At 72.3% G+C, this 14257-nt stretch carries 17 protein-coding genes; 5 read left to right on the top strand and 12 right to left on the bottom strand.

Annotated elements, in window-relative coordinates; all coding sequences use genetic code 11:
- Positions 1–243: 243 nt before the first annotated feature.
- Both OHB00_RS27940 and OHB00_RS27935 read left to right on the top strand, forming a co-directional pair.
- A complete protein-coding gene (locus OHB00_RS27940; RefSeq protein WP_406438638.1) occupies positions 244–597 on the top strand; it encodes a hypothetical protein in 354 nt (117 codons plus the stop codon).
- Positions 598–631: 34 nt separating this feature from the next.
- A complete protein-coding gene (locus tag OHB00_RS27935) occupies positions 632–1051 on the top strand; it encodes a DUF3151 domain-containing protein (protein WP_406438636.1) in 420 nt (139 codons plus the stop codon).
- Between the two features lie 11 nt (positions 1052–1062).
- Here OHB00_RS27935 and OHB00_RS27930 read toward each other — a convergent pair whose 3' ends face one another.
- From OHB00_RS27930 to OHB00_RS27915, 4 genes are all read right to left on the bottom strand, one after another.
- On the bottom strand, positions 1063–1635 hold the full coding sequence (locus OHB00_RS27930; protein ID WP_406438634.1) for a hypothetical protein: 573 nt from the start codon (positions 1633–1635) through the stop codon (positions 1063–1065).
- Positions 1632–2060: an ATP-binding protein gene (locus tag OHB00_RS27925; RefSeq protein WP_406438632.1), complete on the bottom strand. Its 429-nt coding sequence runs from the start codon at positions 2058–2060 to the stop codon at positions 1632–1634. The genes OHB00_RS27930 and OHB00_RS27925 overlap by 4 nt, the downstream gene beginning before the upstream one ends.
- Before the next feature lie 298 nt (positions 2061–2358).
- Positions 2359–3138, bottom strand: a complete 780-nt coding sequence (locus tag OHB00_RS27920; protein ID WP_406438631.1) for a zf-HC2 domain-containing protein — start codon at positions 3136–3138, stop codon at positions 2359–2361.
- Positions 3139–3163: 25 nt separating this feature from the next.
- Positions 3164–3766 carry a sigma-70 family RNA polymerase sigma factor gene (locus OHB00_RS27915; RefSeq protein ID WP_406438629.1) on the bottom strand — a complete coding sequence of 201 codons (603 nt, stop codon included), beginning with the start codon at positions 3764–3766 and terminating at the stop codon, positions 3164–3166.
- Positions 3767–3940: 174 nt separating this feature from the next.
- Here OHB00_RS27915 and OHB00_RS27910 point away from each other — a divergent pair, with 174 nt between their 5' ends.
- From OHB00_RS27910 to OHB00_RS27900, 3 genes are read left to right on the top strand one after another with little or no spacing between them, the layout of a single operon-like run.
- Positions 3941–4444, top strand: coding sequence for a cupredoxin family copper-binding protein (locus tag OHB00_RS27910; protein ID WP_406438627.1), 504 nt, complete (start codon positions 3941–3943; stop codon positions 4442–4444).
- On the top strand, positions 4441–5463 hold the full coding sequence (locus OHB00_RS27905; RefSeq protein WP_406438625.1) for a metallophosphoesterase family protein: 1023 nt from the start codon (positions 4441–4443) through the stop codon (positions 5461–5463). The genes OHB00_RS27910 and OHB00_RS27905 overlap by 4 nt, the downstream gene beginning before the upstream one ends.
- Positions 5460–6137 (top strand): hypothetical protein, encoded by a 678-nt coding sequence (locus tag OHB00_RS27900; RefSeq protein ID WP_406438623.1) that lies wholly within the window; start codon positions 5460–5462, stop codon positions 6135–6137. Before OHB00_RS27905 ends, OHB00_RS27900 begins: the two co-directional genes overlap by 4 nt.
- 8 nt (positions 6138–6145) lie before the next feature.
- Here the strand turns inward: OHB00_RS27900 and OHB00_RS27895 are convergent, their stop codons facing one another.
- From OHB00_RS27895 to OHB00_RS27860, 8 genes are all read right to left on the bottom strand, one after another.
- A complete protein-coding gene (locus OHB00_RS27895; protein WP_406438621.1) occupies positions 6146–7585 on the bottom strand; it encodes an MFS transporter in 1440 nt (479 codons plus the stop codon).
- A gap of 72 nt (positions 7586–7657) precedes the next feature.
- Positions 7658–8680 carry a class II fructose-bisphosphate aldolase gene (gene fbaA, locus OHB00_RS27890; RefSeq protein ID WP_406438619.1) on the bottom strand — a complete coding sequence of 341 codons (1023 nt, stop codon included), beginning with the start codon at positions 8678–8680 and terminating at the stop codon, positions 7658–7660.
- A gap of 162 nt (positions 8681–8842) precedes the next feature.
- Positions 8843–9391, bottom strand: coding sequence for an orotate phosphoribosyltransferase (gene pyrE, locus OHB00_RS27885; RefSeq protein WP_406438617.1), 549 nt, complete (start codon positions 9389–9391; stop codon positions 8843–8845).
- A 10-nt stretch (positions 9392–9401) separates the two neighbouring features.
- A complete protein-coding gene (locus tag OHB00_RS27880) occupies positions 9402–10190 on the bottom strand; it encodes an aldose 1-epimerase (RefSeq protein ID WP_406438615.1) in 789 nt (262 codons plus the stop codon).
- A 182-nt stretch (positions 10191–10372) separates the two neighbouring features.
- A complete protein-coding gene (locus tag OHB00_RS27875) occupies positions 10373–11131 on the bottom strand; it encodes an SRPBCC domain-containing protein (RefSeq protein WP_406438613.1) in 759 nt (252 codons plus the stop codon).
- Between the two features lie 95 nt (positions 11132–11226).
- Positions 11227–12867, bottom strand: coding sequence for a polyamine aminopropyltransferase (locus tag OHB00_RS27870; RefSeq protein WP_406438611.1), 1641 nt, complete (start codon positions 12865–12867; stop codon positions 11227–11229).
- 98 nt (positions 12868–12965) lie between these two features.
- Entirely contained in the window at positions 12966–13496 is a 531-nt protein-coding gene (locus OHB00_RS27865) for a DUF2617 family protein (RefSeq protein ID WP_406438609.1), read from the bottom strand.
- 330 nt (positions 13497–13826) lie between these two features.
- Entirely contained in the window at positions 13827–14126 is a 300-nt protein-coding gene (locus tag OHB00_RS27860) for a hypothetical protein (RefSeq protein ID WP_406438607.1), read from the bottom strand.
- Between the last annotated feature and the right edge of the window lie 131 nt (positions 14127–14257).

Here is a 14257-nt window from a genome sequence, read left to right as displayed (position 1 = left end):
CCGCATCTTCCGCAACGTAACCCGGATACGGCAAGGCCGCCCGCCGCCGGACCGGCCGCATCAGCCTCGCCCGGGAACCACATCACCCTGCCGGCCGAGCGTTCCGTGCCGCTGACATCAGGTGAGGTACGACGTTCCGGGCGAGCCCGGTCCGGAGGAGAGGTCGTAACCATCGGTCGCGAGGGGCCCTGGCCCTGGCCCAGGGTGTACAGGAGGTAACGGTACGTTCCGACGTCCGGGCCCATGTCACGGACGACGGCGGTCGGCCGGGGCGGCTGCGGACGCGCCGGGGCGGCTGCGGACGTGCCGCCGCAACCCACCGTCGTCTGGGAACCCGGCCAGTGGCCCGCACCGGTGCAGGGCGCCGCCTGCCGCGTCGTCCAGGAGGCCCTGACCAACGCGGTGCGCCATGCGGCGGGCGCCCGTATCGAGGTGAGCGTCGAGTCGTCCGCGCCTGACGGTCCCGCCGGACGGCTCGTCGTGGACGTACCCGACGGGCCCCCGCCCCTCGAGCGGGCACCGCTGCCACAAGGCGGGCAGTGCCTCGGCCCCGCGGCGGAACCGGGGACGGGATTCCAGGTACAGACGGTGTTCTGACCGGGTCCCCGGCAGCGGGTGGCAGACTTGCGCCATGACGACGCACACGAACCTGCTCGGCGGCCCGGAGCCGACGCATCTGCCGGAGAACGAAGAGGCGTACCGCCTGCTGGGCGAGGAGTCGCTGGCTCCCGTCGAGGTGGCGGCGAAGTTCCCGACCTTCTCGCTGGCCTGGGCGCTGCTCGCCGACGAGGCGTTCGAGCGCGGCGCGGTCGTCGAGTCGTACGCCTACGCGCGCACCGGCTACCACCGCGGGCTGGACGCCCTGCGCCGCGCCGGGTGGAAGGGGCACGGCCCCGTGCCCTGGGAGCACCAGGCCAACCGGGGCTTCCTGCGCTGCCTCGCCGCGCTCGCCCGCGCCGCCGGCGAGATCGGCGAGAAGGACGAGAACGAGCGCTGCTGGCAGTTCCTGAAGGACAGCAGCGCGGAGGCGTACGCCGAGCTGCACGGATAGCAGGGGGCGGTTCAGCTTCCGGGGCACCCGGCAGCCGTCCAGGCGGCGTACTCCTGGCGGACGTACAGCCGGCGTCTGCGGGCGAGCGTTACCGTGTCGGGACGGTACGGACCGGCCACCAGGTCGGGATGGCGGCGGTCATACCGGACGAGCCGCTCGGCGGTCTCCGCGGCGGCCTCGGCCGGGCCGGAGCCGCCGCCCAGGGCCATCCGGTCCATGAGGGCAGCCCTGCGCAGCAGCCAGGCCCGTTCGGCGGCCGTCGGGTCGACCGGGGGGCCGGTGACCGGCCCGGCCCGGCGGCCGTCGCGTTCGGCCCCGAGCGCCAGCAGCCGGTGCATCTCGCGGCGCAGATCGGGCGCGTCCGCGTAGGCGCGAGGGCCGGTGCCGCAGCGTCGGCACGGCACCGTGTCGTGGCCGGGCTCGCCGTGGTCGAGGGCCGTTGAAGGCGCCGTGGACCGTGTGGGAACGCGGGCCGGTCCCGGGCAGCCGTCGAAGGTGCACGGCTTGTGGGTCGCGAGGGCCCACTCGCGGGGTCGTGCGGCGACCCGGTGCCGCGGCTCGCCCGGAGCGCCCGGGCCGGTCACGCCGAACACCTCAGGCAGGCGCGGACCTCGCGGCCGCCGCGGGTCTGGTGGACCTCGGTCGACTGGGCGAGGTACTGGACGATGCCGGTGCCGCGGCCGTGTTCGTCGGGAGCCGCGCCGCGGCGACGGCGCTCCACCGTCGTGCCGGAGTCGGTGACCACGATGTGCAGAGTGCCGTGGTCGAGGGCGAGCGACAGGGTCATGTGCTCGCGGCCGTACTGGGCGGCGTTGGCGGCGAGTTCGTCGACGATGAGAACGGCGGAGTCCCGCTCGCTCTCGGGCACGCTCCAGGTCTCCAGCAGATCGGCCGCGAAGTGACGGGCGGCGGAGACGTGCGCCTCCTGCGCGGGCAGGGTGAGCAGCGCCTGGTAGCGGCAAGGCTGGCCGGGCAGTGGCCCCGGGCCGGGCGAATCGTTCACGAACATGGTCTTCTGGCTCTTCCGTGGAGGTGCGGAGACCGGAACGGGGGGACCGCCGACAGTGCCGGGGGGTCGGTGTACCGGTCCTGCATGGGTGCGCTCATTCAGTTCCACGGATGGCACGTGCCCGATGGTTCGAGGCGTTCGCACCTTTTGTCGGCACTCTCGCGAGTCACGTCATGACCGACGGCAAGTCTCCTACGGAACGGGCTGGTTGGCGGCACGCCGTAGTGGCATCGATCTCGGTGCCGCGCGATCGGACCGCACCTCACGACCGGAGAACGCCCCACGACGGTGCAGCACATCAAGCCCGGACGGTGACCAGCTTCTGGCCGTCGCCCGCGAGGATCTCGAAGTGCTGGATGTCCCCCGGGGACATGGCGACCGCCCCTGGGACCGTGGTGCCGCGAGGGTATTCGCCTGCCTGCCAGGTGGCGCCGTCCACCCTGGCGCCACCTGGCCCAACGGCCTGGAGCCGACAGGTGATTCCGGCCGGTGCCCCCTTGGCGTGGACCTGTAGGACACTCCCCCAGGCGGAGGGGTAGACCTGCACCGAGGCGGTGACACCGGTGGCGGGATCGCTTCCGGAGAACGTGCGCCAGGCGGTCGGCGCGGTCGCCCCGGGCGGCGTCGCCTGACTGGTCACGGATCCGACCGTCGCCAGCCAAGTGCCGCCGACCGCTGCCGCGGTGAACGCCAGAGAGGCGGCGGCACCGGCCAGTTGCAGCCGCCGGGTTTTGCGCCGCCGGGACGCGGCCCGCTGCAGCAGGCTCTCCAGCACACCCGTCCGTGGTGGTGTCGCCACCACAGGCGGCGCCGGCGAGGAGACCTGCGCACTCTCGGCCGCATGGGCCACCAGCCGGTCGGCCAGGTCGCCGTCGGCCGTCGGAATCGTCCGGCCCGCGGCTTCGGCCTCGGTCACCGTCTCCAGCAGCGCGGGCAGTCCCGCCAGCCGGACGTGTTCGGCCCGGCACTCGTCGCATTCCGCGAGGTGGACGCGCATCTGTTCCATCTCCGCCGAGGGCAGTGTGCCCAGGACGTATCCACCCAGCGCCAGCCGGAGGGCATCGTGCTCCGCGCTCACGGTCGCCACCTCCCGCACATCACGGTCATGGCTCCATCCCCCGTTCCTGGAGCGCCAGCCGCAGGGCGTGCAGGGCGTAGTACGTCCGCGACTTCACGGTGCCCAGCGGGATGCCCAGCACCTGTGCGGCCTCCGCCATGGTCCGCCCCCGGTAGTAGGTCTCCAGCAGCACCGCGCGGTGGTCCGGGGACAGCGCCCGGAGGGCGTCGGCGACCGCCCAGCTCTGCAGTGCCTGCTCGATCTCGTCCTCGCCCGGGGTCTGCTCGGCGGCCCGCTCCAGCGCCTCGCCGCCGACCTCGGCCGGCCTGGCCCGCCGGGCCCGGTGGGCGTCGATGACCACATGCCGGGCGACCGTACACAGCCACGCCCGAGCCGGGCCGCGTGCGGGCTCGAACGCGGCGGGGTGCTGCCACGCCCGCAGCAGCGTCTCCTGCACCACGTCCTCCGCCCATTGCCGATCTCCTGAGGTCAGTCGCAGCACGTAGTGGAACAGGGGCCCTGCGTGCTCCGCGTACAGAGTGCGCAGCAGCTCCTCATCCGCGGTCGAAAGCGTTCCTCTACCGGAGACACGGCGCGCGGAGCGATCCGGATCAACCCTTTGCTCACGCTTTCGGAAACTCCGGGGCATAAGTCGATGATCGCGCACATGTACTTCTTTGTCCTGTAACGCAGGGCGCGGTGCAGGTAGCGTTCCGCATCCGAGGGACTAAATCACAGAAAAGTGCATATAAGCCGAACCGTACGGCCGTCGCCGTCCGTGGAGCCGGACAAGAACCCCCACACGGCAAAGGACGGATCAGACGTGACCGCGACACACCACCCCCCGAACCCCCACACGCCAGGCCGACGCTCACGCACCGCGGTCGGGCTGGCCCTCGCCGCCCTCGCCACCGCCGGCACGCTGGGACTCCTCACCTCGTGCGGCCCGTCGCCGCACTCCGCGGCCATCGCGGCCGGTGCCGTCACACCCGGCCGTCCCGGCGCATCCCCGATGCCCAGCATGAGCATGCCGATGCCGACGAACCACCCGGGCAAGGGCACTCCGGTGACCGGGCACACCGTCGCGATCAAGAACTTCGCCTTCGCGCCGGCCACGCTGAAGGTGCCGGTCGGTACGACGGTGACCTGGACCAACCAGGACACCGACGCCCACACCGTCACCAGCGACGGGTCCGGCGGCCCGCTGCGTTCCGCCGCCCTGGCCACCCACGCCACCTACAGCTACACGTTCACCGAGCCCGGCACCTACGCCTACCTCTGCACCGTCCATCCCTTCATGACCGCCACCGTCGAGGTGACCCGATGACCGACTACGACGCCTACTACGACGACCGCCACGACGGTCACGACGGAGCGCCGGCCGGTGAGGCCGACCGGACCGACCGGGAGCACGGCATGACGCGTCGCCAACTGATGCGGCACGCGGGGTGGTTCGGCGGCGCGGTGGCGCTGACCGTGGCCGGTGGAGAGGTGATCAGCCAGATCGCCGGCTCCCGGGGCTCCACCGCCGAGGCCGCCGCCGGTGCCGCCGCGGCGGGAAGCGGCACGCTGCGGTTCGTGCAGGTCTCCGACAGCCACATCGGGTTCCAGGGCCCGGCCAACATGGACGTGGCCGGCTCCTTCACCGAAGCGGTCGACCAGGTCAACACGCTCGGATTCAGGCCCGACTTCGTCATGCACAGCGGCGACCTGACCCACCTGTCCACGGCCGGGCAGTTCGACCAGGTCAAGCAGATGATGTCCGGGCTGAAGACCGACCGGGTCTTCACCGTGCCGGGCGAGCACGACTCCATCGGCGACGCGGGCCGCGCCTACCGGCGCACCTTCGGCACAGGCACGCTCGGCGACGGCTGGTACAGCTTCGACACCCACGGCGTGCACTTCATCGCCCTGGTCAACACCCTGAGCCTGGAGAAGCTCGGCCACCTCGGCAATGACCAGATCGACTTCGTCCGCAAGGACCTCGCCGGCCTGCCCTCGGACACCCCCGTCGTGGTCTTCAGTCACATCCCGCTGTTCGCCATGTACCCGAAGTGGGGCTGGAGCACCGACGACGCCCTCAAGGTCATCGCCCTGCTGCGCCGCTTCTCCTCCGTCACCTGCCTCAACGGGCACGTCCACCAGCTGTTCACCAAGACCGAGGGCAACATCACCTTCCACTCCGCCACCACCACCGCCTACCCCCTGCCGAAACCGGGTCGTGCCCCCGCCCCCACCCCACAGGTCGTCCCCGCCCGGCAGCTCAAGGACGCACTCGGCATCCGCAGCGTCGGCTACCGCCAGGGCGACCGCGAACTGGCCGTCAAGGATCAGAGGCTGGCATGAACGGCCGAAGACTCCTCGTCCCCGCCCTGAGGTGGGCGACTGCCGGCACCCTCGCCGCCGGCGGATACGTCCACGCCCTGCTGTATGTCGACGGGTACCGCTTCGTCCACGTCATCGGCCCTCTGTTCCTCCTCCAGGCCGGTGCGGCCTTCGCCGTCGCCGCCCTGCTGGCGACGGGGACGCCGCCCCTGCTGCTGCGGGCCGCCGTGGCCGGCGTCGCGCTCGGCGCCCTCGGCGGCTTCGCCGCCTCGCGCACGGTCGGAGTGTTCGGGTTCACCGAACACGGTCTGCAGCCCGCGCCGCAGGCCGCCCTCAGCCTCCTCGCCGAAACCGGCACGCTGCTGTTCCTCGCAGCCTGGCAGCTGGCCGTGGCCGCGGGCAGGCGACAAGAGGCACCTCCCGGGCGCCTGGAACCACGCCCGGGAAGCGCCTGGCCGAGCCCGCGTCTGCGCGAACTGAGGGACACCGTGCGCGTCCTGCTCGGCCTGGACGACGACACCGCCGTCGTGATCCGCCAGCTCGGCTGTGACGCACACGGCTGCCCACCGCTGGAAACCGTCGTCGAGATACTGCCCATGGAGGGCGGCGAGCCTCACCGCTGGACACTCCACCGCCCCGCCGACCAGATCACCGAACACGACCTGCGGACCGCCCTGGCCCGCCGCCAGGAGTAGCCCCTCCCCTAGCGGCCCTTCGCCTCGATCGGCGGCGACGTCACGTTCCCGTGGGTACGGCACTCCGGGCGTACGCAGCCCGGAGCCGGTCGGCGTACGAGGCCGAAGGCCAGCGCCGCGCCGACCACCAGGACCCCCGCACAGATCGGCATCGCCCGGTCGAACGCCGCGTCGAACGCCGTGGCCGACCGGTACGCCTCCGGGCCCATCCCCGCCAGCAGCGGCAGCGCCGCCACCGCGAGCAGGCTGGCGGCGCGGGCCGCCGCGTTGTTGATGCCGCTGGCGATGCCCGCACGGGTCGTGTCCACGGAGGCGAGGACGGAGGCGGTGAGCGGGGCCACCAGGGTGACCATGCCGACGCCCTGGACCAGGACCGCCGGGAGGACGTCGGTCAGGTAGTTCGCGTGCTCGCCGACGCGCAGCATCAGGAGCATGGCGGTGGCACAGAGCAGGGGCCCCACCGTGAGGGGGATGCGGGGGCCGATGCGGTCGGCGAGGGCGCCCGAGCGGGCCGAGAAGAACAGCATCAGGGCCGTCGTCGGGAGCAGGGCCGTGCCGGCGGCCAGGGCCGAGTAGCCCGCCACCACCTGGAGTTGGAGCGCGGTGAGGAAGAAGTAGCCGCCGAAGGCGCCGTACACGCACAGGGTGACGATGTTGAGTGCCGTGAACTGGCGGGAGCCGAAGATGTCCAGCGGGAGCATCGGGTCCTGGCGGCGCTTCTCGACGTACACGAAGGCCACGCCGGCCGCGACTCCCGCCACCGCGAGCAGGGACGCGGCCCCGGCCTCGATCAGCGCGTAGGTGACCAGGCCGAGGGCCAGGGCGGCGAGCACCGCGCCGAGGACGTCGAAGCGGCCGTGGGCGCGGCCGTCGGCTGACTCGGGGACATGGCGCAGGGCGACGGGGACGCAGAGCAGGGCCAGCGGGACGTTGAGGAGGAAGACCCAGCGCCAGCCGGGGCCGTCCACCAGCCAGCCGCCCAGGAAGGGGCCGACGGCCGCGCCGATGCCGCCGAAGCCGGACCACAGGCCGACCGCGCGGGCCCGGTCGTCGGGGTGGAAGGAGGCCTGGATGAGGGCGAGGGAGCCCGGTGTGAGAAGGGCGCCGCCGATGCCCTGGAGGGCGCGGGCGGCGATCAGCACGGTGTCGGTCGGGGCCAGGCCGCACATCAGGGACGCGGCCGCGAACCAGACGACACCCAGCACGAAGATCTTCCGGCGGCCGTACTGGTCGCCGAGCGAGCCGCCGAGCAGGATCAGACCGGCCAGCGTCAGCATGTACGCGTTGATCGTCCACTGGAGTGCGGACAGGCTCGCGTCCAGGTCCTGCCCGATGCGGGGCAGGGCGACGTTGACGACCGTCGAGTCCAGCATCGCCATGCTGGAACCGAGGACGGTGGTGAGCAGGATCCACTTGCCCTGGGGGGAGGCCAGCCGGACGTCGGACATGGGTCCAGGTATACAGCGGACCCGGCGCTGTCGACAGATGCGGACAGACGCCGGGTCCGGACCGTGATACGGCTACTTGATCTTGTTGCCCGCGGAGCGCAGGTTCTGCGTGGCCTCGACGACACGCGCGGCCATGCCGGCCTCGGCCAGCTTGCCCCAGGTGCGCGGGTCGTACGTCTTCTTGGAGCCGACCTCGCCGTCGACCTTCAGGACGCCGTCGTAGTTCCTGAACATGTGGTCGGCGACCGGACGGGTGAAGGCGTACTGGGTGTCCGTGTCGAGGTTCATCTTCACGACGCCGTTCTCCAGCGCGGTGCGGATCTCCTGCTCGGTGGAGCCGGAGCCGCCGTGGAAGACGAAGTCGAACGGCGACTGCTTGCCGAACTTGGCGGCCACGCCGTCGCTCAGCTCCTTCAGCAGGTCGGGACGGAGCACGACGTTGCCCGGCTTGTAGACGCCGTGCACGTTGCCGAAGGAGGCGGCCAGCAGGTAGCGGCCCTTCTCCCCGAGACCGAGGGCCTCGGCGGTGCGGATCGCGTCCTCGACGGTCGTGTAGAGCGAGTCGTTGATCTCGTGGGAGACGCCGTCCTCCTCGCCACCGGTCGGGGTGATCTCGACCTCAAGGATGATGTTGGCGCGGCGGGCCTGCTCAAGGAGCTCCTGAGCGATGGCCAGGTTGTCGGCGAGGGTCTCGGCGGAGCCGTCCCACATGTGCGACTGGAAGAGCGGGTTACGGCCGTTCTTCACCCGCTCCTCGGAGATCGCGAGCAGCGGACGGACGTATCCGTCGAGCTTGTCCTTGGGGCAGTGGTCCGTGTGCAGCGCGATGTTCACCGGGTACTTCTCGGCGACGATGTGCGCGAACTCGGCGAGCGCCACCGAGCCGGAGACCATGTCCTTCTTGTACTGGCCGCCCAGGAACTCGGCACCGCCGGTCGAGATCTGGACGATGCCGTCGCTCTCCGCCTCCGCGAAGCCGCGCAGCGCCGCGTGCAGGGTCTGGGTCGAGGTGACGTTGATGGCCGGGTAGGCGAACTTGCCTGCCTTCGCCCGGTCGAGCATCTCGTTGTAGACCTCGGGGGTTGCGATGGGCATCTGTCCGCTCCTTGGGTGTGCGGGTCGGGTACTGCTGTTCTCTACGGCCCTGACCTAGACCTGTGTGGGGGCGACGTCATCGTCGGCCCCATCTTTCCAGACCTGAACCGATGCTCCCGGCACCGGTCAAATCCGGGTCAATCCCACTCGTCGACCGGGGCGTCAGTCCAGACCCAGTTCATCCTTCGAGAAGGCGAACACGTACGGCACGCCGGCCTGCTCCGCGATCGCCTCGGCCGCGCCCGTCGCCCGGTCCACGATCGTCGCGACGGCGACGACCTCGGCGCCGGCCTCGCGCAGCGCCTCCACCGCGGTCAGCACGGAGCCGCCGGTGGTGGAGGTGTCCTCGACGGCGAGGACGCGGCGGCCCTTGACCTCCGCGCCCTCGATACGACGCTGCAGACCGTGCGCCTTGCCCGCCTTGCGCACCACGAAGGCGTCCAGCGTCCTTCCGCGCGCGTGGGAGGCGTGCAGCATCGCGGTGGCCACCGGGTCCGCGCCCAGGGTGAGCCCGCCGACGGCCTCGAAGTCCAGCTCGGCGGTCAGGTCGAGCATGACCTGACCGACCAGCGGGGCGGCCTGGCCGTCCAGCGTGATTCGGCGAAGGTCGATGTAGTAGTCGGCTTCCTTGCCCGACGACAGGGTCACCCTGCCGTGCACCACGGCCTTGTCCTTGATCTGTTGCAGCAGCTCAGCGCGTACGTCCGTCATGCCGACCAGCTTAGAGGCGCGCCCACGTCCAGGTGGTCGCGGCTTCCAGCGGCTCCAGCGGGGTGACGAGCCGCGGCAGCGTGTTGAGCCCGTTCGGCGGACCGGTCTGCGGCTCCACGCACACCGCCGCCTCCTGCTCGTCGTAGACCACGACCCACTGCTCGCGGCTGGCGACCTTCAGCTCCAGCTGTCCCGGCCAGGTGAGGGTGACGTCGACGCCGTCGGGCATGCCGAAGCAGTCGTCCCAGGGGCCGGGCTTCGGGTCGATGCGGTTGCCGGTGGGCAGGTGGTCCTCGCCGCGCTCCTCCTGCCAGGCGGGCGTGAAGTCGACCTGGACGTCCTGGCCGCCGAGGTTCCGGTTGAACCACGGGTGCCAGCCGATCTGCGCCGGGAAGGAGTTGTCGTACGTCTCCACGGACATCGTCAGGGTCAGCGAGTCCTCGGCGAGCTGGACGACGTGGGTGACGCGGGCGGGGTGCGGCCAGGGGGCGCCGAGTTCGCACGTGATCACGGCCTCGCTCGCCGAGACGCGTGCGGTGCGCCAGGCGCCGTCGCGGGCGGTGCCGTGGATGGCGTGCGGCGGGGAGTTGAGGGGCATCTGGACGACGGTGGCGCCGTCGAGGAAGCGGCCGTCCCGGATCCGGCCGCACCACGGCACCATCGGGAAGCAGCCGAAGCGGTCGCCCTGGCGGAGGAGTTGGAGGGAGCCGACTTCGAGACCGGCGATCCGGCCGCCGTTACCGGGGTGCAGGTGGAGGATGGCGTCGCCTGCGGTCAGCGTGATGTCTTCGTTACTCACGGGATGACAGTAGCCGGGGTAGCCACGTTGAGTGTCGGGTGCGGGTGGGTGGGGGTTGGTCGCGCAGTTCCCCGCGCCCCTTACGGGGCACGTCTTAGCTGCGGGCAGTCGTGCCGCTGGGGCGGCACGGGTGGGCGCGGCGGCACCCTGCGAGCGCCGGTAAGCGAAACCCCCGGCCCCGCTCAACGCCGGCGTCGCAACGCCCTCGTCACCACGATCGCCGATGCCAGGGCCAGTGCCGCCGCCGGTGCGGCCCACCGCAGCGCCGAACCCCCGGCCACCGTCTGCGGCGCCGGAACCGGCGCGTACCGCCCCCGCGGTGGCGCGTGGTCGACCTCCTCCGCACTGCGCCCGATCATCGTCCGACGCGCGTGCGCCGCCTCGGCGAAGATCTCGGGAAGCGGCTCCACCACCGACTCGCTCACCGGCTCACTCACCGGCTCCGGCTCCGGTTCCGGCTCGGCCGCCAGGGACGGAGGCGGGACCTCCGTCTCGAAGATCGAGGCCGGTTCCGGTTCGTCCGCGGCCTCCCCCAGCCCTTCCACGAAACGGCTGAGCAGCCTCGCCGCCGCCGACTCCACCGCCTCCGCCGGCAGCTCCGCGACCCGCCCGCCGGCGGAGGCCGTACCGCTCACCGAGACCGCGCACCCGTCGTCCGTGTCCGCGAGGCGGAACGTGAGCGCCAGCTTCACCGTGCCGGTGCCGCGGGCCTCGGTGGCGTCACCGTCGACAGCGTACGAACCGTCGTCGTGGGCGCTGACACGCAGGGAGCCCCGGTAGGTGATCGAGTGGCTGCCGATGCGGACCTTGAGGCGGCCGGTGCCGGGGGCGGCGCCCGCGTCCTGCTGGAGGCCGGGGACCGCCCGGGCGACCCGCGCGGGGTCGGCCAGCGCCTCCCTGAGCCGCGAGGCCGGGGCCGGGACGTACACCAGGTGCTCCATGCCGACTGAGCCTACCCACGAGTCGGTCCGGCATACCCTCCCCCGACCCACGGCACGCTGCGAGCCTCCTTGACGGCCGGTGTCCGCTCAGTACCTCAGTACCGCGGGTGCACCAGCGTCGACGGCGGCAGCCCGGCCGCCGGAGCCGGCAGTACGTCCCTCCGCAGTGCCTCCTGCGTCAGCGTCCGCAGCCGCGGACCGTCGGCCGGGAGCCGTAGGGGCGGTCCGCGGGAACCCGCCGCCGCCAGGATGAAGCCCCAGTCGTGCGGGGCCCTGGACTCGCCCGCCGAGCGGTCGGGGCCCGGGGTGAAGCCGGCGTCCTGGCCGAGGACCCGGTAGGCAGTGGTGGCGAGGCCCGCCGCGCGCATCGTCGCGGCGACCGTCCAGAAGGCGCGGGGGCGGGCCTGGACCGGCCCCGCGTGGACGACCAGGCGGCCGCCGGGGGCGAGGGCGCGGCGGGCGAGGCCGTAGAACTCCTGGGAGTACAGCTTGGTGCTGGCGGTGATGCCGGGGTCCGGCAGGTCGGCGATGACGACGTCGTAACCGGAGTGGCCGGCGCGGGGTGCCTCGCGCAGCCAGTGGAAGGCGTCGGTGGGGAACACATGGACGTGGGGGTCGTCGTACACGTGGCCGTTGAGCGTGGCGAGGGCGGGGTCGTGGCGGGCGAGGCGGACCAGGCCCGCGTCGAGTTCGACGATGTCGACGCGGTCGACGCCGGTGTGGCGCAGCACCTCGCGCGCGGCCATGCCGTCGCCGCCGCCGAGGATCAGCACGCGCGCGTGCGGGCCGGTCATCGCGGGGTGGACGAGGGCTTCGTGGTACCGGCGTTCGTCGCGGCCGCCGACCCGCAGCCGGCCGTCCAGGAAGAGGTCGAGGGGGCGGCCGTGGGTGCCGCCGGTGAGGACGATCTCCTGGACGCCGGTCTGCAGGGCGACGCGGACGTCGGCGCCGTAGACGGCGTGCCGTGCGGCCCGTTCGAAGTCGCCGACGAGGGCGGCGGCGGAGCCGAGGATGCCGAGGACGACCAGGTTGACGACGAGGAGGGTGCAGCGGGCCCGGCAGGACAGGTCGCGGCGGAACAGGCCGAGGACCAGGGCGCCTCCGGCGACGACGTTCACGGTGCCGGTGAGCAGTGTGCCCGTCAGCTGGCCGAGGAAGGGCAGGAGCAGGAACGGGAAGGCGAGGCCGCCGACGAGCGCGCCCACGTAGTCGGCCGCGAACAGGTCGGCCACCGCGCCGCCCGCGTCCTGGCGGCGGATGCGCTGGATGAGCTCCATCAGCAGCGGCACCTCGGCGCCGATGAGCAGGCCGATGGCGAGGGAGAAGGCGACCAGGAGACAGCGCGGGCCGACGGCCCACAGGCCGCCCCAGCCGCCGGTCCAGGCGAAGACGGCGTACAACGCCATCGCGCTGCAGCCCCCGACCAGCGCCAGCGCGGCCTCCACCGCGGCGAACCCGGCCGCCGCGTGCCAGCGCAGGCGTTTCGCGGCCAGTGAGCCGACGCCCATCGCGAAGACCATCACGGACAGCACGACGGAGGCCTGGGTGACCGAGTCACCGATCAGGTACGAGGCGAGGGCGACCAGTTCGAGTTCGTACACCAATCCGCAGGCCGCGCAGACGAACACGCACACCAGGACCAGGAACCGGCCCGTCCCCGGCCGCACGGGCAGCGGCGCGGGGGCGCCCCAGGGCGGCGGTGTGCCGGGAGGGGCGGGTGCGTGCGGATCGATCACTCTGCGACGTTACGTCACTCACTCGGTACGCTTCGTCACCCACACGTGTGGAACTCGGGGCCCTTTGACGCACTGTTGGTTTATGTCATCCGGTTATGTCATCCGGCCGCGGCTTGGGGCACCGGAGCCCGTACGCCGACCCGGGTCCGGGTCGCCACCAGCTGGCCGTCCTGCGGATACGCGTGCCAGGTACGCCAGTGCACCTGGCCCTCGTGCCGCTGGGCGAGCATCGCCGTGAACGCGTGCGGGCTGCCCGGGAAGACCCCGGCGAGGCCGCGCGGATGCTCGGAGACGAGGGCCAGCAACTCCTGGGCGCGGCCCGCGAAGGAGCCCGGTGACAGCACCTCGACGCGCGCCGCGAACTCGTACTCCCAGTCGCCGACGCGCTTGGCGACCCCGAGGGGCAGGGGGGTGCTGGAACCCGGGATGCACGCCACCGTCTCCGAACAGCCGCCCCGCTCCTCCTCCAGGAGCACCTGGTGGGACGCGCCGAGCAGTCTCAACTGCAGCTTCGCCCCGGTCAGCTCCAGGTCGAGGGTGGCCAGGGCGGGCAGCGGCTCGCGCCCCAGGGCCCAGGCGAGGTCGGCCGCGCGCGTATCGGTGTAGGTGGTGTTCAGGGTCGTGAGCATGGGTCGGCTCCGCTAACACGCAAAAGGGGAGGAGTGTGGTCCGGCGCACCTCGGTCGACACCAGGAGATCGGCCCGGCCGGCCCAGCCGGGGGAGGGTGTCGTCAGGACGTCCGAGGCGCTGCTTTCGTGATTTAGAGGGAATCATGAACTGTGGCGCTGCCACAGCGTTTTTACCCAACTTCGTGGGGTTTCCATCCCTCAGAGGGCTCCAGCGTTCAACTGTTCAACCAAGTTGTGCGCCCCACTCCTTCCGGCGCACGCCGGGGCGCCCGGCGAGAGCTCCCCCACGCTCCGCCCGGACGCCCGGCCTCCCGCCCCCGCGGGGCGGCTCAGTTGCCCCCGCCGCCGCAGCCACCCCCGCCGCCGCACGACGACCCGCCCCCGCAGGACGACCCGCCGCCGCAAGAGGAGTGCCCGCCGCCACAGGAGTGGCCGCCGCCGTGACTCCCGCCGTGACTCCCGCCGTGCGAGGACGACGAGCCCGAGTCCCCGGCCCACCAGCTGCCGGAGCTGTCGTAGGAAGACCCGCCCCCGCGTGCCCCCTTGACCCGGCCGCCCCTGCGGACCGCCGACACGAGGACCGCCAGGCAGATGATCGCGGCCACCACCACGATGAAGACGGTGCCCATGACGTCACCTTCTTTCCGTTCCCCCGAAGGCGACCCCCCGTGGGCGCCCCGGCCGCCGCGAGAACGCGACGTGGACGGGGGATGCCCGGCCGGCACGGCGGCCAAAGCGGAGTTGAGGAACTCCAGAGCTT

The organism is Streptomyces sp. NBC_00631 (genome assembly GCF_045206895.1).
Lineage (GTDB): Bacteria > Actinomycetota > Actinomycetes > Streptomycetales > Streptomycetaceae > Streptomyces.
Note: the sequence above shows the minus strand (reverse complement) of the source record. Positions and strands in the feature narration are given on the sequence as shown.